We start from the raw sequence: 19,572 nt of genomic DNA on the forward strand, positions 1-19,572 counted from the left end.
AACTTAATTGAACAACAGGCGAAGAAATTGGGTATTTTTTTCTTTGCCTGTTGTTTGTTTTTATTTCAGTCAATGTTTTGTAGAAATCAATGATGAACTATGATAATATACTGGTATTAGTACCAAGTGCTAATCCGGAAGGGTGAAACGTGTGAGAGTGCCAAAAAGGGAGAGGCAGCGCCAGCTTGAAATGAGCCTCGAACAAAATCCTTTTCTGACAGACGAAGAGTTATCCAAACAATTTAAAGTAAGCGTTCAAACGATACGGTTAGATCGATTGGAATGTGGAATTCCGGAATTACGTGAACGTTTGAAAACGGTAGCTGCACGAACGATCGATGAAGAGGTGAAATCTCTCCAGTCCGATGAAGTAATTGGTGAAATCATCGATATCGAGCTCGACAAGAGAGCTGTTTCCATCTTCGACGTAACGGACGATCATGTCTTCCGAAGAAGCGGAATCGCCCGTGGCCACCATCTATTCGCTCAGGCAAATTCATTGGCAGTAGCCGTTCTCGACGACGATCTTGCCTTGACTGTCACCTCGAACCTTCATTTCGTGAAGCCTGTCAAATCGGGTGATCGGGTCATTGCTCGTGCCATCGTTGATAAAGAGCGTTCAAACGAAAAAAGGACTTTTGTCGATGTCATCTCTACAGTCGGAAACGAGACGGTTTTCACCGGTGAATTCCAGATGTATCAAACTACGGACCATAGTAGGAGGGAAAAATGATGATCATTGCATTAGATGGAATGGGCGGAGATCATGCACCGGGTGAAATTATTGCAGGCGCTCTTCTGAGTCTAACGGAATTTGAAGATATACATATACATATTTATGGAAATGAAGAAAGGATGGCTCCCTATTTGAAAGACCATGCACGCTTGAAAGTGATTCATTGCACAGAAAGAATCGAGGCGGACGATGAGCCGGTCCGCGCGATAAGACGTAAGAAAGATGCTTCCATGGTAAGGATGGCGCAAGCTGTTAAAGACGGAAAAGCCGATGCCTGTGTTTCTGCGGGTAATACCGGTGCACTTATGGCGGCTGGCCTTTTCATCGTCGGACGGATAGAAGGCATCGACCGACCGGCGCTTTCGCCGACTCTGCCTACAATCGATGGACAAGGCTTCGTCTTCTTGGATGTCGGTGCAAATTCAGACGCAAAGCCTACTCATTTGCAGCAATATGCAATCATGGGCAGCATTTATGCGGAGAAAGTGCGAGGCATTCAAAAGCCCCGCGTCGGACTGTTGAATATAGGAACCGAAGAGGGCAAAGGGAATGAATTGACGAAAGCGGCATACGGCCTCCTCTCAGAAGCGCCTATTCATTTTGTCGGTAACGTTGAATCAAGGGATATATTAAGCGGCGCGGCAGATGTTATTGTGACGGACGGATTTACAGGGAATATGGTGCTGAAAACGATTGAAGGGACAGCTGCCGGATTCTTTTCGATGCTAAAAGAAGTATACGGATCATCGTTGAAGTCCAAGCTGTCTGCGGCAATGGTGAAAGACGACCTCCGTGGCTTGAAAAAGAAAATGGATTACACCGAGTATGGCGGGGCGGGACTATTTGGACTGAATTCCCCCGTTATAAAAGCACATGGCTCTTCAAATGCAAATGCGATTTTAAATGCAATTAGACAAGCGAGGACAATGGTCGAATTCGATGTGTGCGGAACGATTAGAAGGACAGTTGGAAAGGTGGATGCGGAATGACGAAAATAGCGTTTATATTCCCGGGACAAGGCTCACAAACCGTTGGAATGGGTTCTGAACTATTCAATGGCGGTGGAAATTACCTTGAACGGGCAGATGAAGTATTGCAATTTGGTTTAAGCCGTTTAATTACGGAAGGACCTCAAGAGGAACTGACATTGACGTATAATGCGCAGCCTGCCTTGTTGACAGTCGGTGCTATGATCGCTTCAAGACTTGTCGAGGAAGGCATCACACCTGATTACACTGCCGGGCATAGCCTTGGTGAGTATACGGCACTTGTCGCTTCTGGCGTGCTTTCATTCGAAGATGGCGTGTCAGTTGTGCATAAGCGAGGCCAATTTATGAATGATGCTGTTCCTGCTGGTGAAGGAGCGATGGCTGCCATTCTAGGGCTGGATGGCGAAAAGCTTCAAGAAGTGACTGATTCCATTACAGAAGAAGGGAATCCGGTTCAACCTGCCAACTTGAATTGTCCTGGACAAATTGTCATCTCGGGCACGAAAGCAGGCGTTGAAAAAGCTTGTGTCGAACTTAAGGATGCAGGAGCGAAAAGAGCGATACCGCTTGATGTGAGCGGACCATTCCACTCCTCCCTTATGAAGCCCGCAGCGGAACGTCTGAAAAATGCTTTGGATGAAGTGGAAATGAAAGACGCTTCAATCCCGGTCGTTGCGAATGTGAATGCAGAAACAGTTTCTGACAGTGAGAAGATCAAGCAACTGCTTGTGGAACAATTGTATTCCCCTGTACGTTGGGAAGACTCCGTACGTGAATTGATCGACCTCGGCGTTACACATTTCATTGAATGCGGCCCTGGAAAAGTGCTCAGCGGCCTTGTAAAGAAAATCGATCGATCTGTTACAGTGCTTCCGGTCTTTGACGATGAGACATTGCAAACAGTCATCGATGCAGCGAAAGGGTGGAAATAATGGGTAGATTTGAAGGGAAAACTGCGATTGTCACAGGCGCCTCAAGAGGAATCGGACGCGAGATTGCAATCTTGCTAGGACAAGAAGGTGCCCGTGTAGCAGTGAATTATAGCGGCAGCAAAGAGAAAGCTGAAGAAGTTGTTGAATTGATCAAACAATCTGGCGGAGACGCTTTTGCTATCCAAGCGAACGTATCGGATGCCGAACAAGTGAAACAGATGATCGATGAGACATTGAAATCATACGGCTCAATTGATATGCTCGTTAATAATGCAGGCATTACGCGTGATAACTTGCTAATGCGCATGAAGGAAGACGAATGGGATGATGTCATCGACATCAATTTAAAAGGCGTCTTCCTATGCACAAAAGCCGTAACACGCCAAATGATGAAGCAACGCGCAGGAAAAATCGTCAACCTTGCTTCCATCGTCGGTGTAATCGGCAACCCAGGACAAGCGAACTATGTAGCTGCAAAAGCAGGCGTCATCGGTTTGACGAAGACAACCGCAAGAGAACTTGCTACAAGGAATATCACAGTGAACGCAGTCGCTCCTGGATTCATCACAACCGACATGACTGACGCTCTTCCGGAGGACGTGAAGGAGCAAATGTTAGGCTCCATCCCATTAGGCAAATTAGGATCAGCCCAAGATGTAGCAGGCGCGGTAGCGTTCCTATTATCCGAAGATGCAAATTATATAACTGGCCAAACTATTCATGTAGACGGTGGCATGGTAATGTAATAACTTGTATAGGTCAAACTAATGATTTGTACCTGGGATTTCTGTTGCTCGAAGTGCAAGGCGGCGACTCCTGTGGGGTCTAGCGCGAAAGGTGAGACCCCGCAGGTAGCGAAGCGGACGAGGAGGCTCACCCGCGCCCCACGGAAAGCGTCCGCCTGAAACGCAGAGCAACTATTTGTTGAGTTTTTTCATTGAGAGGAGGTGACTATGTTGTCAGTACTTGAACGTGTAACGAAAGTTGTTGTCGACCGTCTTGGTGTCGATGAGAGTGAAGTAAAACCAGAAGCTTCTTTCAAAGACGATCTTGGCGCAGACTCTTTGGATGTCGTTGAGCTCGTAATGGAACTAGAAGATGAATTCGATATGGAAATTTCCGATGACGATGCTGAAAAGATCGGAACAGTTGGAGATGCAGTAAAATATATCGAAGAAAAAGTGAACTAATTTCAGTAAGTTTCCGAAAAAAATGTGCTTATTCCACATAGCGCACTTCCTTAGAGATGCTTTCATCCTTTCTCGTAAAAAGAAAGGGTGAAAGTATCTCTTTTCGGTTTTGCAAGTAAGGCTGTAACAATGTAAAATTAAATGGACTACGAAGTGAAAGGCAGAATCTTGATGACTAACAAACGGAATGTAAAAAGTAAATATCCTACAGTCCCACTTCCAAGCGAGGTGCGTAAAAAATTTGAAGACCTGCAAAAGCGTCTCGACATCCAATTTAAAGATGTATCTCTTCTTTACAATGCATTCACTCATTCATCCTATGTCAATGAGCACCGTCGAAAAAACTTCACGGATAACGAAAGGCTCGAATTCCTTGGAGATGCCGTATTGGAGCTCGGCGTTTCGCGCTTCCTTTACGCGACCGAACCGAATATGAGTGAAGGCGAGTTGACAAAACTGCGCGCAGCCATCGTTTGTGAGCCATCGCTCGTCAAGTTTTCGAATGAACTGCATTTCGGTGAATTCATCTTACTCGGCAAAGGCGAGGAACAGACCGGCGGCAGATTACGCCCGGCATTGCTTGCAGACGTGTTCGAAGCGTATATCGGCGCATTATTTTTGGATCAAGGCATGGAGCCGGTCACCCGATTCCTTGAGAAGGTTGTATTCCCGAAAATCGGGGACGGTGCTTTTTCGCATGTGATGGATTATAAAAGCCGCTTGCAGGAAATCGTACAACAGACGAATAGTGGCAGCTTGAATTATGAAATTGTAGAAGAAAAGGGTCCTGCGCATGCGAAAAAGTTTGTCACCGTCGTTAGGTTGGAAAATCGTGAATTAGGCACCGGTGTCGGTAGATCAAAAAAAGAAGCCGAGCAGGAAGCGGCCCGTCAAGCCATTCAAGAATTAAAAGGAAATGAGGCCGAAGGGGAGAACTGATGGTGTTTCTGAAAAGAGTTGAAATTATAGGGTTCAAATCATTTGCCGAACGGATCGGCATCGATTTTGTCCCCGGTGTGACAGCCATCGTTGGACCGAATGGCAGTGGAAAAAGCAATATCACCGACGCAATCCGTTGGGTACTCGGTGAACAATCTGCAAAATCCCTCCGGGGTGCAAAAATGGAAGATGTCATTTTTGCGGGCAGTGATTCCCGCAAGCCGCTGAATTACGCGGAAGTGACATTGATCCTTGATAACACGAACGGACTCTTCCCGCTTGATTACACGGAAATCAGTGTAAGCCGACGGGTCTTCCGTTCGGGGGAAAGCAATTATTTATTAAACGGGCAGCAATGCAGATTGAAAGATATCAATGATGTCTTCATGGATTCAGGGTTAGGGAAAGAAGCTTTTTCAATCATCTCTCAAGGACGTGTCGATGAAATCCTTAACAGCCGACCGGAAGATAGGCGAAGTATTTTTGACGAGGCTGCAGGTGTATTGAAGTATAAAACACGTAAAAGGAAAGCGGAGCATAAGCTTTTCGAAACGGAGGATAATTTGGATCGTGTCCTCGATATCCTAAAAGAACTGGATACGAGAATCGGTCCGCTTCAAAAGAATGCGGAAGCGGCTGAAAGACATCACGTGCTTTCCACTGAAATCAGGGAAGCCGACGTCCGTCTTTTGAATCATGATGGAGCAAAATTGCGTGAAGAGATCATTGCGAAAACCGAGCTGATCGAAGAAAAACGATTGCAACGCGATCAAATGGTGGCTGAGATTGCACAAGCCGAACAAGAATCAAATGCATTCAGGATGCGATTGGCGCAAACCGACCGAAATATTGAAACGCTTCAAAATCAATTGGTGGAAATAAGCGCAGAAGCTGAGAAGTGGGAAGGCCGGCGTCTATTATCGCTTGAGAAACAGAAGAATTCTGAGCAACAGCTGAAAAGGATTCAGCAAGAATTGGCTGATGCGCAAAAGGGCAAAGAAGAGCTTGTCGTCAAATTGGCCGCTGCGAAAGAGAAGTTGTCCATTACAGGGGCCTCCTTGGAAAAAATCAATTCGGAAATGAACGAAATTGCCCAAATCCTGAAAAGGTCAGCTAAAGAAACCGAACAGGAAATTGATGAATTGAAATCATCCTATATTGAAATGTTGAACGAAGAAGCGACGATCCGGAATGATTTGAAACATATCGAGGAAAGGATGCAAGGGGAAAAAACTTCTACTGTCCGTATATCGGAACAAACTTCCGTTTTAAAAGGCAAACTTCAAGAGTTGCAGGAAAAAAGGTCGATCCAAGCTGCTGAGCTTGCATCCTTGCAGGAGAAAAAAGAGAAAGCGGAGGCGGCATTCCAACGATCTGAAAAGCTGTACCGTGAAGCTGAAGAGGAGCTGTCTATCCAGCAGCAATTCATGCATAATGCGATGAACAAGCAGTCGGAGATGCAAGGAAGGCTGCGTGCGCTTCAAAGTCTGGAGGCGGAGTTTTCCGGATTTTATTCCGGTGTCAGAGCTGTCCTCATTGCGGCAAAAGAAGGCAAATTGCGTGGGGTGGATGGAGCTGTTGCAGAGCTCATCAACGTTGAAGACCCACATATAAAGGCGATTGAAACGGCTTTAGGCGGCGCGATGCAGCATATTGTCACATCGACAGAGTCCGAGGCGCGGAATGCAATCGGATATTTGAAACAGAAGAACGCAGGACGTGCGACATTTTTGCCCCGTGATGTCATAAAGTCTAGGAAACTTCCAATCGCGTCACTCCGTATTGTTGAAAACCATCCCGAATTTATCGGAACGGCAGATCATCTTGTAAAGACGGATTCCGCCTTTTCAATCATCATTGAAAATCTTCTTGGAATGACAATTGTCGCAAAAACGTTGGCAGGAGCCTCCGCTATCGCCAAATCGTTAGGCTATAAATTCCGGATTGTGACACTCGATGGAGATGTTGTGAATGCCGGCGGTTCCCTAACCGGTGGAGGTGCAAAAGGGCAGTCGACCGTATTTTCGAGAAAAGCGGAATTGGAAACGCTCACTGCACAACTTTCGAAAATGACCTCTTCGATTAACACGGCAAACAGTAAAATAGGCGATTCTAAAATGTCCGTCGCCCAGCATATGCATGATACGGAAAAATATCGGCAGCTGCGGGATACCGTCAGACAGGAAATGGTTTCAGTCGATTCCGTCCTACGGGAATTGGATATGGAAATCAGGGCAATTGAATCGGAAATTTCATTAGCTGAAAGAGGAATTGCCGGCGCTGAAAACGTTGGCGCAGAACTGCAAGACAGGAAAAAGAAATTGTTGGAACGGCATGGAAGTATCAAATCATCTTTGGAGTCTACTCAAAAAGAAGTTGAAACACTTGAACGGTTGGCTGCAAATCGACGGAACGAGGAAGCGGCATTGCTCACCAAAAATAGTGAGCTGCGGGAGCAGGCTGCCACTCTTCGGGAACAGAATGGACACCAACAGTCAACGATTGCAGATATGGAGCAATCACTGGATCAGCTGGAGCAAAGGATAGCTGCTTTGGAAGTTGATCGGGATATCTATACTGAACATGAGTCAGGCGTCGATCTTACGCCAGAGGAAATTGCGGCTCACATAGACCGTTCTGCGAACGAAAAGGCTACAATCGAACAATCCCTCCTTAAGGAAAGAGGAATGAGGACTGAGATTGCGTCTGTTCTTGAAAAACAGGAAGAGTTATTAAAACGTCTTCGTCTCGATGAAGGGAAGGCCGTTTCCTCTTTGAATGAAATCAATGTGGCAGTTTCACGTCTTGAAGTGAAATACGAATCGATTACAAATCGCCTATTGGATGAATATGGCCTTTATCCTGATTTTGATGCAAGCAGCGATTTTGATGTGGATGAAACAAGAAACCGGGTCAACCAATTGAAAAGCGAAATCGAATCGCTCGGTTCAGTTAATCCGAGTGCAATCGATGAGTACAAAGAAGTGTCTGAGCGTCATGCATTTTTGACTGAACAACGTAACGATCTTCTAGAGGCGAAAAACACGCTCAATGAAGCGATGTCTGAAATGGACCGTGAAATGGAAACTCGGTTCGGTACGACATTCAATGCGGTGAGAAATCGGTTCCATGTCGTCTTCAAGGAAATGTTCGGGGGAGGAGATGCGGATTTGATCCTTACAGAGCCTGATAATTTATTGGAAACAGGCGTCGAAATCGTCGCAAGACCGCCTGGCAAAAAGTTGCAGAATCTTAGCTTGCTATCAGGCGGAGAAAGGGCGCTCACAGCGATTACATTGCTGTTTTCGATCATTGAGGTGCGTCCGGTTCCATTCTGTATTTTGGATGAAGTTGAAGCGGCGCTCGACGAAGCGAATGTCATCCGGTACAGTAAGTACTTGAAGAAGTTCTCGGACAATACCCAATTCATCGTCATCACTCACAGGAAAGGGACGATGGAAGGGGCGGATGTCTTGTATGGAATTACGATGCAGGAGTCAGGAGTCTCGAAGCTTATTTCCGTGAAGCTTTCCGATGTTCCCGCCGAAGTGCTGGGATAAGGATGGACAGTATAGAAAAAGGAGAGAGTCGGATTGTCTTTTTTTAAGAAATTGAAAGAGAAGATTACGGGCACAAATGAAACGGTAACAGAGAAATTCAAGGACGGTCTATCGAAGACCCGAAATTCATTCACATCAAAAGTGAATGATTTAGTAGCGCGTTTCCGTGAAGTTGACGAGGACTTCTTTGAAGAGCTCGAAGAACTGTTATTGCAGGCGGATGTAGGCGTTGAAACAGTCATGGAGCTTGTCGATCAATTGCGTTGGGAAGTCCAAAGGAAAAATATCAAGAACACCGAAGGCATTCAATCGGTCATTTCAGAGAAGCTGGTGGAAATCTATAAAGATGGCGAAGAACTGGATACTGATTTAAATATGCAGGATGATTTGACGGTCATTCTCATGGTAGGCGTCAACGGTGTAGGTAAAACGACGACGATCGGGAAACTTGCTGCACGTCTCAAAGAGGAAGGGAAGACGGTCATGCTTGCAGCAGGGGACACATTCCGTGCAGGGGCGATCGATCAGCTGGTCGTTTGGGGCGAACGTGTTGGCGTCGAGGTGATCAGACAATCGGAAGGTTCTGATCCAGCCGCAGTCATGTACGACGCGATACGCGCCGCAAAAAGCCGAAAAGTGGACGTATTGATTTGTGATACTGCCGGCAGATTGCAAAACAAAGTTAACTTGATGAATGAGCTTGAAAAGGTCCATCGTGTCATTGGAAAAGAAATCGAAGGAGCCCCTCATGAAGTGCTTCTTGCACTTGATGCGACGACAGGTCAAAATGCATTGATTCAAGCGCAGACGTTCAAAGAAGCGACGAATGTAACTGGAATCGTACTAACGAAGCTCGACGGTACAGCGAAAGGCGGAATCGTTTTGGCAATCCGCAATAAGCTCAACATCCCGGTCAAATTCGTCGGCTTGGGCGAAGGTATGGATGACCTCCAACCATTCGATCCGGAAAAGTACGTATACGGACTCTTTGCAGACGGATTGGAGAAGGAAGCAGAAGAATAATCTTACAATCCAGCTTCGGAAGGCAACTGCTCGGGTCGCTTCGGTCTGGAGAATAAAGACAAAAAGCGTCTTTATCTCCAGCCCTCCAGCGAACGCCGTCGAGAAGAACGGCGTTTGCTCTAACTGTCGCAGTTAAACGCCTTCCTCAGCATCTTTATAGACAAGTAAATTTACTTGACAGTTCAATGTCAGCATACTAAGATTGACAGAGGGGGCGAAGCGCAATGCTTGAAAAAACGACACGCGTCAACTTCCTCTATGATTTCTATCAGACACTGTTGACCGAAAAGCAACGGGTGTATATGCAGCTCTATTACCTCGACGACCTGTCTCTCGGCGAAATAGCCGAAGAATATGGAGTGTCGAGACAAGCTGTCTATGACAATGTCAGAAGAACGGAAGCTATGCTGGAGGATTATGAAGAAAAACTGAAGCTTTTCTCCAAATTCCAGAAACGGATGGAGATTATCGATAAGCTTGAACAGCTTGTGCTCGGAAATGATCAAGCATCCGAAGAAGTACGGATGCTGATGAACGCACTGAAAGATCATGAATAGGGGGTTCTTAGCATGGCATTTGAAGGTTTGGCCCAGCGCCTGCAAGGGACGCTTCAGAAAATAAAGGGCAAAGGCAAGATCAGTGAGGCCGATGTCAAAGAAATGATGCGGGAAGTGCGATTTGCACTTATCGAAGCCGACGTCAACTTGAAAGTCGTAAAAGAATTTGTCAAGACGGTCAGTGAGCGTGCTGTCGGGCAGGACGTCATGAAGAGCCTGACACCCGGCCAACAGGTAGTGAAAATCGTCAAAGACGAATTGACGAATTTAATGGGCGGAGAACAGAATCCGATCCAGTTCGCAAGGAAATCACCGACTGTCATTATGATGGTCGGTCTGCAAGGGGCAGGGAAAACAACGACGACGGGCAAGCTCGCGACAGTTCTTCGAAAACGCCATAATAAGAAGCCGCTTCTTGTGGCGGCGGATGTTTATCGTCCAGCTGCAATCCAACAGTTGGAGACGCTCGGAAAACAATTGACGATGCCGGTCTTTTCATTGGGCACGGATGTCTCTCCGGTTGAAATTGCACGCCAAGCGATTGCAGAAGCCGAAAAGGAACATCACGACGTCGTTATCATCGATACGGCGGGCCGTTTGCATGTCGATGAAAACCTGATGCAGGAATTGAAGGATATCCGGGAATTGAGTAAGCCTGACGAAGTATTCCTCGTCGTCGATGCAATGACAGGGCAGGATGCCGTCAATGTGGCAAAGTCGTTCGACGAAGCGATCGGCATTACAGGAGTCGTCCTCACGAAACTGGACGGCGACACACGCGGAGGCGCTGCATTATCCATCCGTTCCGTTACGCAGAAACCGATCAAGTTCGTAGGTATGGGCGAGAAGATGGACGCCTTGGAACCGTTCCATCCCGAGCGGATGGCTTCTCGGATTCTAGGGATGGGTGACGTCATGTCACTCATAGAAAAGGCGCAGGAGAATGTCGATGAGGAGAAGGCGAAGGAACTGGAACAGAAGTTCCGCACGCAAACATTCACACTCGATGACTTTTTGGACCAACTTCAGCAAGTGAAGAAGATGGGCCCTCTTGATGAAATATTGAAAATGATGCCGGGCATGAACAAAATCAAAGGACTTGAAAATGCTCAAGTCGATGAAAGCCAGATGGGCCGCGTCGAAGCGGTCATCCGATCGATGACGACGGCAGAACGCACAACGCCAGAAATCATCAATGCGAGCAGACGCAAGCGGATCGCGAAAGGATCGGGTACTTCAATCCAGGAAGTGAACCGTCTGTTGAAGCAATTCGAAGACATGAAGAAGATGGTCAAGCAGATGACCAATATGCAGCAAAAGGGCAAAAAGAAAATGAAAATGCCCGGTTTCGACTCTTTATTCAGATGAAAACGGGATGATTTCAACGTATTTTTAAGGTGTTAAGAAAAAACACTTTACAAACAAGAAAAACCTTGATAATATACTATCTTGTGTGAAACTATTCGGAGGTGCAAGAAAAAATGTCAGTAAAAATTCGTCTTAAACGTATGGGAGCAAAGAAAACTCCTTTCTATCGTATTGTTGTAGCAGATTCACGTTCACCACGTGATGGCCGTCAAATCGAAACAGTAGGTACTTACAACCCACTTACAAAACCTGCTGAAGTAAAAATCGATGAAGAATTGGCTCTTAAATGGCTTCAAAACGGTGCTAAACCTTCTGATACAGTTCGTAACCTGTTCTCAGAACAAGGCATCATGGAGAAATTCCACAACGCTAAATACGGTAAATAATCAGGTAATCAGGAGGGGTGGACATGAAGCAGCTGATTGAAACGATTGTCAAACCTTTGGTCGATCATCCCGGAGATGTTCAGGTCGACAAAGATGAGCAACATCATCGTGTCACTTATAAACTTTCCGTAAACCCGGAGGATATGGGGAAAGTGATCGGAAAGCAGGGGCGTGTCGCAAAAGCGATACGAACTATTGTTTATTCAGCAGCAGGAAGTCGCCACGGTAAGAAAGTTTACCTAGATATTGTTGACTGATTCATATCGGTCAAGAACAAAAGGAGGGAGCCTATGTTCCTTCCTTTTTTGTCTACTTAAGGAATGCATCCATGTCCCGAATAAAAAGGAAGGTGTAATGTATGCAATGGTTCAACGTTGGAAAAATTGTCAACACACATGGAATCTATGGTGAAGTTCGTGTCATTTCGCGTACTGATTTTCCAGAGGAAAGATATGCAGTCGGAAACGAACTATCATTATTCATGCCAAATGAAAAAAAGCCGATCAAACTGATCGTAGCAAGCCACAGACGCCACAAGAACTTTGACCTTCTCACTTTTGAAGGTCACATCAATATCAATGACGTGGAAAAATATCGTGACGGCATCTTGAAAGTTTCCGAAAAGCAGCTTGGAGACCTTGATGAAGGAGAGTTTTACTACCATGAAATCATCGGTTGCACTGTTTATACCGATACTGGAGAAGAGCTAGGCGAAGTGACGGATATTATCGAAACTGGAGCCAATGATGTATGGACGGTAACGCCGAAAACCGGGAAACCGCATTATATCCCTTATATCGAAGATGTCGTCAAAGAAGTCGATATTGAAAAGAAACAAATCATCATCGAACCGATGGAAGGGCTTCTTTCATGATGAAAATAGATGTCCTCTCATTGTTTCCCGAAATGTTCGAAGGGGTTCTCCACTCCTCCATCATGAAGAAGGCGCAGGAAAATGAAGCAGTCTCCTTCAAAGTGACCGACTTCAGAGACTTCTCCGGCAACAAGCACCATAAAGTGGACGATTATCCATACGGCGGCGGTGCAGGCATGGTTTTGAAGCCCGAACCGCTCTTTGCAGCAGTCGAATCACTCGCCCTCGATGATGCTAAGAAACCGCGCGTCATCCTCATGTGCCCCCAAGGCGCCAGATTCAATCAGCAAAAGGCCGAGGAGCTTTCCAAGGAAGAACATCTTGTCTTCCTTTGCGGGCATTATGAAGGCTATGACGAGCGCATCCGTGAGCATCTCGTAACAGATGAAATATCACTAGGAGATTTCGTACTGACTGGCGGAGAAATTGCCTCTATGGCGATCATCGACAGCGTCGTCAGACTCTTACCGAATGTCTTAGGGAATACGGATTCACCCGTCCATGATTCATTCTCTACAGGGCTTCTCGAACATCCCCAATACACAAGACCTTTCGATTTCAGAGGCTTAAAAGTTCCCGACGTCCTTCTATCGGGAAACCACGCCGAAATCGAAAAATGGCGCCAAGAACAATCACTTAAACGCACATTCCATCGCAGACGTGATCTATTGGACAACGCCCCATTAACAGAACAACAACAGAAACTATTGAAGCAATTAATCAAAGAAGAAAATCAATGATGTATCTTGCACACACCGTGTATTTATGATAATATCTACTATGTACTTCTATGGGAAGTGCATACTGACTGGTGTTCCGCTGCAAAGGGAAAACGTGCAAGAGCATCTGTGGATAAGGAGAGAAAAACATGCAAAACATTATTGCAGAAGTAACAAAAGATCAACTTCGTACGGATCACCCTGATTTCCGTCCTGGGGACACTGTCCGCCTGCACGTGAAAATCGTCGAGGGCACGCGCGAGCGTATCCAACTTTACGAAGGAGTCGTCATCAAGCGTCGTGGAGGCGGAATCAGTGAAACATTCACAGTCCGTAAAATCTCCAACGGTGTAGGTGTTGAACGTACATTCCCTGTACACACACCGAAAATCGCTAAACTTGAAGTTACTCGTCGCGGTAAAGTCCGTCGTGCGAAATTGTACTACCTTCGCAACCTTCGCGGAAAAGCTGCACGTATCAAAGAAATTCGATAAAACTCAAACAAAGGAGACCAAAAAGTTGGTCTCCTTTCTTTTTGCCCTAATAATGAATAGACTGTACAATAAGAGTAGCGACTTGGCAGGAGGCTTTGTGATGAATGAAGAGAAAAAGAAAAATGAAACTTGGGAATGGATCAAAGCGCTTTTAATAGCGTTTGGATTGGCAGCAATCATTCGAATATTTTTGTTCACACCGATTGTTGTAGATGGCATTTCAATGATGCCCACACTTGAACACGGCGATAAAATGATCGTTAATAAAATCGGCTACACACTTGGTAAACCCGACCGTTTTGATATCGTCGTTTTCCATGCACCAGAAAAAAAGGATTACATCAAAAGGGTTATCGGCCTTCCGGGGGATACAGTGGAATACCGGGACGATGTTCTATACATTAACGATCAACCTTATAAAGAACCATACCTTGATCAATACAAAGCCGAAATTGCAGAAGGGACTTTGACAGAGGATTTCACGCTGGAAGAAAAAATCGGCATGCAAACTGTTCCTGAAGGCCATGTGTTTGTAATGGGCGATAATCGTCGCAAGAGTAAAGATTCGAGACATATCGGGGCAGTGCCAATCGATGAAATCATAGGAAGCACAAAATTCGTTTTCTGGCCGATCAGTGATTTCGGCGTGGTGGAATGAAAGAAGGGGGATGAAATCAATGACCATTCAATGGTTTCCGGGCCATATGGCCAAAGCGAGACGTGAAGTGACGGAACAATTGAAGCTCGTCGACATCGTATTCGAGTTGATTGATGCCCGATTGCCTCTTTCATCTAGAAACCCGATGATCGACGAAGTCATTCAGCAAAAACCGAGATTGCTCATTTTGAATAAAATGGACCTTGCCGATGAGAAAGAGACGGAGCGTTGGATCAAACATTTCGAATCGGAAGGGATCCGGGCTGTCGCCATCAATTCATTTGAAGGAAAAGGTTTGCAGACCGTAACAAAGGCAGCAAAGGAAATATTGGCTCCAAAAATCGAACGCTTGAAAAAGAGGGGCATTCGACCGGGGGCAATCCGGGCAATGATTGTCGGAATTCCGAATGTCGGGAAATCGACGTTGATCAACCGACTCGCAAGAAAAAATATCGCGAAAACTGGCAATAAGCCTGGCGTCACGAAAGCTCAGCAATGGATCAAATTCGAGAAGGAGCTGGAATTGCTCGATACGCCAGGAATCCTTTGGCCGAAGTTTGAAGACCAAGCTGTAGGGTATAAGCTTGCGTTGACAGGGGCGATCAAGGATACAATCGTCAACATGGAAAACCTGGCAGTCTACGGCCTGCGCTTTCTGGAGGAACATTATCCAGACCGGCTCGAGAAGCGATACGGCATCACAAATGTAGGCGAAGATATCAAAAGGGTGTTCGATGTAATAGGCGAGTCCCGAAAGGCATATACACAAGGCGGCGAAATCGATTACGACAAAGTGGCTGAACTGATTGTCCAAGACATCCGCAGCGAGCTGCTTGGCAAGCTGACGTTCGATTTCACAACCGATCTATCCAAACAGGCCGATGAAGTCACGGAATAACCCCCGTGACAATCGGCCTTTTCCTATTGAAACAATCCTCATCATTGACCGATATAAAAGAAAACTGCTGTCATACATAATAGAAGGTGAAAAAATGAAAACGATAAAAGAAATTTCAGTGCGGCTGCAACAGACTGCAGCACCTGAACCATGGATGAAAAAACTTGAAGACGATCATCGTGCAGGCGTCAAAACAGAACTAAAAAGATGGTATCGCAATTACGAGAAGAAACAGCAACTGGAACAAGCGCTGCAAGAAAAAATCACATTCGACAACAGCTATAAAACAACCTCCGAAACACTCATCGCGGGTGTTGACGAAGCAGGTAGAGGACCGCTTGCAGGACCTGTCGTCTGTGCAGCTGTCATATTGTCCGACGACGCATCGCAACTGCTCGGACTCGATGATTCAAAAAAGATATCCGTACAGGAAAGAAATCGATTCTCTACTATTATAAAAGAAATTGCAATCAGCTATTCGATACATATCCAAACCGCAGAAAAGATAGACGAAATGAACATATATGCGGCAACGAGGGAGTCGATGGAAATGGCCGTGAGCACCTTAGACATCCGCCCGCATATCGTCTTGGCGGACGCCATGAAGCTCCGGGTCGGCTGTAGAACAGAATCAATCATCAAAGGGGATGCTCAAAGCCTAGCCATAGCGGCAGCTTCCATCCTTGCGAAAACAACCCGTGATCAGTTGATGGACCGGCTTCATGACGAGTTCCCGATGTACAACTTCAAGAAGAACGCCGGATACGGCACTGGGGAGCATGTGGAAGCCCTCCACATCCATGGGCCATGCAAGTACCACAGAAAAACATTTGAGCCTGTCAAATCAATTTTGGAAGGAAGGTGATCCGGCATGAACTATCCATCGATTCCACGTTTGAGCAATCAGCCCATTCCTGTATCACAACAACCTTCGATAATGCGGGAAGGCCAAATGTTCCATGGACAGATAAAACAACTTTTTCCGGGGCAGATGGCTGAAGTGCAAATCGGTGGTCAAAAATTGATGGCCAAACTGGAAGTTCCCATGAAGGCAGGAGATGCATACTATTTCCAAGTGAAATCAGTCGCTCCCGAGCTGCAAATCAAAGTCGTTTCAGGCCCTTTGCAAGCGACCGAAGGACAGGCGAAGCAAATGGCGAATTTGATGGAATCAATGCAACTTCCAAAATCTCCTGAAATGATGGCTGTATTGAATCATTTTTTGAAAGAGAGGCTGCCTGTCTCAAAGGAAATCTTGCTGAATGCGATTGGCCACTTGAAAACTGTACAACCTTCTTTGCACAATGAAGCTTTGAACTCCATTCAGAAATTGGTGGAGCTGAAATTGCCGCTAAACGAAGTCAATTTCAAATCACTTTTCGGCGTGGAGACGAAGGAAGGCCTGCACGATGTCTTAAATGCATATAGGAATGCGGTGATCGCGGATACAAGTATGCAGACGCAGTCCAAGGAAAGGTTACTCTCTGCAATAGGGGAGGCAAACAGGGGAACAACATCCGCTGCGGAAAGGGCGCTAGTAAGCGGAGCTATGATGAAGCTGCTGGATGAAACCGCCCCAAGGGAGCAGCGTTTCCAAGTATTGCAGTTGCTGAAGAGTTCTAACATAGTTCCTTCCGGAATGACGCTAGCTAATTTGCATACGATGATTGATTCGGAAGTGATGGGACGTGTTGCAGGAGGAGAATTGAAGAATTTGATCCAAAATGATCCTGTACTGCAACAGTCTTTTAAAATGCAACTGATTGGTCTAGTAACCGAATTGGAGAACAATCGAACGCCCGATATGAACTCCTCCCCGGTCAGTGAGCAGATAAGTAAAACGATTGTTCGGGCAGTTGCGGAACAACTCCAAACAATGCCATTTCGAGCGGTCGATTCCTCAGTCCTTACAACATTATTGATGCCGGACAATGCAAAGGGAAAGATGCCCGAACTGTTTCGCGCCATGGAACAATCAACAGTTCCAATCGCGAAAGAATTGATTCAAGGGGCTCAAACAACAGTTGATCAAGCGATTGACGGCAAGGCGATGAAAGAAATGATGCAAAATCTTTTCAGAGCCCTCGGATTCAATTATGAAGCGGGGTTGCTAAGTGGAAATCAAGACACAGCAAAGATGATGGAAATGCTGAAACCCCAATTGGTGGCACTGTTGCATGACAGCTCGGTTTCCCCAGCATTGCGCGATGCGGCGGAGACAATGATCGCCAGGATGAACGGCACACTTTTACAGTCAAGTGACTCTGGATTGAACCAGCAAATTGTCATGCAGCTGCCCCTTGAATTCCTAGGTAAACGGATTGATGCGACGCTCCAATGGAATGGAAGAAAGATGGAGGATGGGAAAATCGATACGGATTTCGCTCGCATCCTTTTTTATTTGGAATTGGAGTCGCTCAACAAGACAGTAGTCGATATGCAAGTGCAAAATCGGGTTGTCACGTTAACGGTTTTCAATGAAAACGACGGATTAAGAGAAATCGGGAGCCCTTTATTAACAAAATTAAGGGAAGGCCTCGAAACAATAGACTACAGATTATCTGGAGTCTCCTTCAAAAATTATGAAGAGGAAGGAAAAAAGGAATTCAAAAGGCGGAATGAGATAATGACGGATCAAGGCGGAGTTGACTTCCGGATATGACAGAACAGAAACATTCGCGTAAAGAAGCAATTGCCCTTTCCTACGATCCGACTGCAGGGGATGCTCCAAAGGTTGTTGCAAAAGGAAAAGGAAAGATTGCGGACAATATATTGGATAAGGCAAAAGAACATCATGTCCCCATACAGGAAGACCCTACATTAGTCGAATTGCTTGGACAGCTTGAAGTGGATGAAACAATTCCTGAGCAGCTTTACCAGGCTGTGGCGGAAGTGTTTGCATACATTTATCAAGTGGACCGGGAGCATGGCGCGCGCAAGAATAATAGCGGAAAATGACGAAAAATAGTAAAAGACACTCAAATAGCGACAACAACTGTGGACATTATTTTACATCTTTACTACAATGGATACGGCAGTAAATTATGAGCTACAAGTTCGAATGGAGGATGTAAGATGAATATCCATGAATATCAAGGAAAGCAGCTGCTGAGAGATTATGGCGTTGCTGTTTCAAACGGTCGGGTAGCTTTCTCTCCCGATGAAGCTGTAAAGGCGGCAAAAGAACTCGGTACGGACGTAATCGTCGTCAAGGCGCAAATCCATGCTGGCGGGCGTGGTAAAGCTGGCGGTGTTAAAATTGCCAAAAATCTTGATGAAGTGCGCGAGTATGCAAAAGAGCTTCTTGGCAAAACCCTTGTAACCCATCAAACAGGCCCTGAAGGTAAAGAAGTGAAACGACTTCTTGTCGAAGAAGGATCCGATATCAAAAAAGAATATTATTTAGGCCTTGTTGTAGACCGCGCTACAGATCGCGTAACGCTTATGGGATCTGAAGAGGGCGGAATGGACATCGAGGAAGTCGCAGAGCAGACTCCTGAAAAGATCTTCAAAGAAGTTATTGATCCGATTGTCGGCCTAACAGGGTTCCAGGCTCGCCGAATGGCATTCAATATGAACATCCCTACACATCTTGTGAACAAAGCTGCAAAATTCATGCTAGGACTCTATCAAGTATTTGTTGAAAAAGACGCATCGATCGTTGAAATCAATCCACTTGTCGTTACAGGCGATGATAATGTATTGGCATTGGATGCAAAATTCAACTTCGATGACAACGCATTATACCGTCATAAAGATATTGTCGAATTACGCGATTTCGACGAAGAAGATCCGAAGGAAATCGAAGCTTCCAAGTACGATCTAAGCTACATATCCCTAGATGGCAACATCGGCTGCATGGTTAACGGTGCAGGTCTTGCGATGGCGACGATGGATACAATCAATTACTACGGCGGATCACCGGCTAACTTCCTTGACGTTGGGGGCGGTGCTACAGCTGAAAAAGTTACAGAAGCATTCAAAATCATCCTCTCTGACGAAGCCGTCAAAGGAATCTTCGTCAACATTTTCGGCGGCATCATGAAATGTGACGTTATCGCAGAAGGCGTCATTACAGCTGCGAAAGAAGTAGGCCTTGAAGTGCCTCTTGTCGTCCGTTTGGAAGGTACGAACGTAGACAAAGGTAAAGCGCTATTGAACGAATCAGGATTAAATATCATCGCTGCTGACACAATGGCAGACGGTGCACAAAAGATTGTTGAACTCGTAGGCTAAGAAAGGCAGGGAC

General features: G+C 45.9%; 21 protein-coding genes. All 21 read left to right on the forward strand.

The genetic code is table 11. From position 1 onward, the window contains the following. Positions 1–151 precede the first annotated feature (151 nt). The 21 genes from fapR to sucC all read left to right on the forward strand — a co-directional run bounded on the left by fapR (position 152) and on the right by sucC (position 19,559). Complete coding sequence (fapR, locus tag ACFPTP_RS07310; RefSeq protein WP_381443302.1) at positions 152–733, forward strand: transcription factor FapR; 582 nt, start codon at positions 152–154, stop codon at positions 731–733. Beyond that, a complete protein-coding gene (gene plsX, locus ACFPTP_RS07315; RefSeq protein WP_381443303.1) occupies positions 733–1,725 on the forward strand; it encodes a phosphate acyltransferase PlsX in 993 nt (330 codons plus the stop codon). The genes fapR and plsX overlap by 1 nt, the downstream gene beginning before the upstream one ends. Next, entirely contained in the window at positions 1,722–2,657 is a 936-nt protein-coding gene (fabD, locus tag ACFPTP_RS07320) for an ACP S-malonyltransferase (protein WP_381443304.1), read from the forward strand. The genes plsX and fabD overlap by 4 nt, the downstream gene beginning before the upstream one ends. Further along, the gene (gene fabG, locus ACFPTP_RS07325) at positions 2,657–3,403 is read left to right on the forward strand and encodes a 3-oxoacyl-[acyl-carrier-protein] reductase (RefSeq protein ID WP_381443306.1); all 747 of its coding nucleotides are present in this window, start codon (positions 2,657–2,659) and stop codon (positions 3,401–3,403) included. The genes fabD and fabG overlap by 1 nt, the downstream gene beginning before the upstream one ends. Positions 3,404–3,610: 207 nt before the next feature. Next, the gene (locus ACFPTP_RS07330) at positions 3,611–3,847 is read left to right on the forward strand and encodes an acyl carrier protein (protein WP_060209057.1); all 237 of its coding nucleotides are present in this window, start codon (positions 3,611–3,613) and stop codon (positions 3,845–3,847) included. A gap of 171 nt (positions 3,848–4,018) precedes the next feature. Next, positions 4,019–4,786: a ribonuclease III gene (rnc, locus tag ACFPTP_RS07335; protein WP_381443307.1), complete on the forward strand. Its 768-nt coding sequence runs from the start codon at positions 4,019–4,021 to the stop codon at positions 4,784–4,786. Positions 4,787–4,788: 2 nt separating this feature from the next. Then, entirely contained in the window at positions 4,789–8,346 is a 3,558-nt protein-coding gene (gene smc, locus ACFPTP_RS07340; RefSeq protein ID WP_381443309.1) for a chromosome segregation protein SMC, read from the forward strand. A gap of 33 nt (positions 8,347–8,379) precedes the next feature. Then, positions 8,380–9,369, forward strand: coding sequence for a signal recognition particle-docking protein FtsY (gene ftsY, locus ACFPTP_RS07345; RefSeq protein ID WP_381443310.1), 990 nt, complete (start codon positions 8,380–8,382; stop codon positions 9,367–9,369). A gap of 224 nt (positions 9,370–9,593) precedes the next feature. Continuing rightward, positions 9,594–9,926, forward strand: a complete 333-nt coding sequence (locus tag ACFPTP_RS07350) for a putative DNA-binding protein (RefSeq protein WP_381443311.1) — start codon at positions 9,594–9,596, stop codon at positions 9,924–9,926. 12 nt (positions 9,927–9,938) lie between these two features. Then, entirely contained in the window at positions 9,939–11,294 is a 1,356-nt protein-coding gene (gene ffh, locus ACFPTP_RS07355) for a signal recognition particle protein (RefSeq protein WP_381443312.1), read from the forward strand. Positions 11,295–11,407: 113 nt separating this feature from the next. Then, positions 11,408–11,680 carry a 30S ribosomal protein S16 gene (rpsP, locus tag ACFPTP_RS07360; protein ID WP_060209070.1) on the forward strand — a complete coding sequence of 91 codons (273 nt, stop codon included), beginning with the start codon at positions 11,408–11,410 and terminating at the stop codon, positions 11,678–11,680. 23 nt (positions 11,681–11,703) lie between these two features. Beyond that, positions 11,704–11,937 carry a KH domain-containing protein gene (locus ACFPTP_RS07365; protein WP_252503628.1) on the forward strand — a complete coding sequence of 78 codons (234 nt, stop codon included), beginning with the start codon at positions 11,704–11,706 and terminating at the stop codon, positions 11,935–11,937. Between the two features lie 101 nt (positions 11,938–12,038). Then, positions 12,039–12,554: a ribosome maturation factor RimM gene (rimM, locus tag ACFPTP_RS07370; RefSeq protein ID WP_381443313.1), complete on the forward strand. Its 516-nt coding sequence runs from the start codon at positions 12,039–12,041 to the stop codon at positions 12,552–12,554. Continuing rightward, positions 12,551–13,294, forward strand: coding sequence for a tRNA (guanosine(37)-N1)-methyltransferase TrmD (trmD, locus tag ACFPTP_RS07375; protein ID WP_381443314.1), 744 nt, complete (start codon positions 12,551–12,553; stop codon positions 13,292–13,294). Before rimM ends, trmD begins: the two co-directional genes overlap by 4 nt. Before the next feature lie 128 nt (positions 13,295–13,422). Further along, on the forward strand, positions 13,423–13,767 hold the full coding sequence (rplS, locus tag ACFPTP_RS07380; RefSeq protein ID WP_252503626.1) for a 50S ribosomal protein L19: 345 nt from the start codon (positions 13,423–13,425) through the stop codon (positions 13,765–13,767). Positions 13,768–13,867: 100 nt separating this feature from the next. Continuing rightward, positions 13,868–14,425 carry a signal peptidase I gene (lepB, locus tag ACFPTP_RS07385; protein ID WP_381443316.1) on the forward strand — a complete coding sequence of 186 codons (558 nt, stop codon included), beginning with the start codon at positions 13,868–13,870 and terminating at the stop codon, positions 14,423–14,425. A 19-nt stretch (positions 14,426–14,444) separates the two neighbouring features. Further along, positions 14,445–15,323 (forward strand): ribosome biogenesis GTPase YlqF, encoded by an 879-nt coding sequence (gene ylqF / locus ACFPTP_RS07390; RefSeq protein ID WP_381443318.1) that lies wholly within the window; start codon positions 14,445–14,447, stop codon positions 15,321–15,323. 94 nt (positions 15,324–15,417) lie between these two features. Further along, complete coding sequence (locus tag ACFPTP_RS07395) at positions 15,418–16,188, forward strand: ribonuclease HII (protein ID WP_381443319.1); 771 nt, start codon at positions 15,418–15,420, stop codon at positions 16,186–16,188. 6 nt (positions 16,189–16,194) lie between these two features. After that, positions 16,195–17,985, forward strand: coding sequence for a hypothetical protein (locus tag ACFPTP_RS07400; protein ID WP_381443320.1), 1,791 nt, complete (start codon positions 16,195–16,197; stop codon positions 17,983–17,985). Continuing rightward, entirely contained in the window at positions 17,982–18,281 is a 300-nt protein-coding gene (locus ACFPTP_RS07405; protein WP_381443322.1) for an EscU/YscU/HrcU family type III secretion system export apparatus switch protein, read from the forward strand. Before ACFPTP_RS07400 ends, ACFPTP_RS07405 begins: the two co-directional genes overlap by 4 nt. A gap of 117 nt (positions 18,282–18,398) precedes the next feature. Beyond that, a complete protein-coding gene (gene sucC / locus ACFPTP_RS07410; RefSeq protein WP_381443324.1) occupies positions 18,399–19,559 on the forward strand; it encodes an ADP-forming succinate--CoA ligase subunit beta in 1,161 nt (386 codons plus the stop codon). Positions 19,560–19,572: the final 13 nt, after the last annotated feature.

The organism is Sporosarcina koreensis (assembly GCF_042655825.1).
GTDB lineage: Bacteria > Bacillota > Bacilli > Bacillales_A > Planococcaceae > Sporosarcina > Sporosarcina koreensis.

Excerpts from the sequence above, each read along its gene's own strand:
- rplS (WP_252503626.1), top strand. The coding sequence starts at position 13,423 with ATGCAAAACATTATTGCAGAAGTAACAAAAGATCAACTTCGTACGGAT.
- sucC (WP_381443324.1), top strand. The coding sequence starts at position 18,399 with ATGAATATCCATGAATATCAAGGAAAGCAGCTGCTGAGAGATTATGGC.
- ACFPTP_RS07395 (WP_381443319.1), top strand. The coding sequence starts at position 15,418 with ATGAAAACGATAAAAGAAATTTCAGTGCGGCTGCAACAGACTGCAGCA.
- fabG (WP_381443306.1), top strand. The coding sequence starts at position 2,657 with ATGGGTAGATTTGAAGGGAAAACTGCGATTGTCACAGGCGCCTCAAGA.
- trmD (WP_381443314.1), top strand. The coding sequence starts at position 12,551 with ATGATGAAAATAGATGTCCTCTCATTGTTTCCCGAAATGTTCGAAGGG.
- ffh (WP_381443312.1), top strand. The coding sequence starts at position 9,939 with ATGGCATTTGAAGGTTTGGCCCAGCGCCTGCAAGGGACGCTTCAGAAA.
- ACFPTP_RS07400 (WP_381443320.1), top strand. The coding sequence starts at position 16,195 with ATGAACTATCCATCGATTCCACGTTTGAGCAATCAGCCCATTCCTGTA.
- rnc (WP_381443307.1), top strand. The coding sequence starts at position 4,019 with ATGACTAACAAACGGAATGTAAAAAGTAAATATCCTACAGTCCCACTT.
- ACFPTP_RS07330 (WP_060209057.1), top strand. The coding sequence starts at position 3,611 with ATGTTGTCAGTACTTGAACGTGTAACGAAAGTTGTTGTCGACCGTCTT.
- rimM (WP_381443313.1), top strand. The coding sequence starts at position 12,039 with ATGCAATGGTTCAACGTTGGAAAAATTGTCAACACACATGGAATCTAT.
- ACFPTP_RS07365 (WP_252503628.1), top strand. The coding sequence starts at position 11,704 with ATGAAGCAGCTGATTGAAACGATTGTCAAACCTTTGGTCGATCATCCC.
- fabD (WP_381443304.1), top strand. The coding sequence starts at position 1,722 with ATGACGAAAATAGCGTTTATATTCCCGGGACAAGGCTCACAAACCGTT.
- ylqF (WP_381443318.1), top strand. The coding sequence starts at position 14,445 with ATGACCATTCAATGGTTTCCGGGCCATATGGCCAAAGCGAGACGTGAA.
- lepB (WP_381443316.1), top strand. The coding sequence starts at position 13,868 with ATGAATGAAGAGAAAAAGAAAAATGAAACTTGGGAATGGATCAAAGCG.
- rpsP (WP_060209070.1), top strand. The coding sequence starts at position 11,408 with ATGTCAGTAAAAATTCGTCTTAAACGTATGGGAGCAAAGAAAACTCCT.
- ACFPTP_RS07405 (WP_381443322.1), top strand. The coding sequence starts at position 17,982 with ATGACAGAACAGAAACATTCGCGTAAAGAAGCAATTGCCCTTTCCTAC.
- ACFPTP_RS07350 (WP_381443311.1), top strand. The coding sequence starts at position 9,594 with ATGCTTGAAAAAACGACACGCGTCAACTTCCTCTATGATTTCTATCAG.
- plsX (WP_381443303.1), top strand. The coding sequence starts at position 733 with ATGATCATTGCATTAGATGGAATGGGCGGAGATCATGCACCGGGTGAA.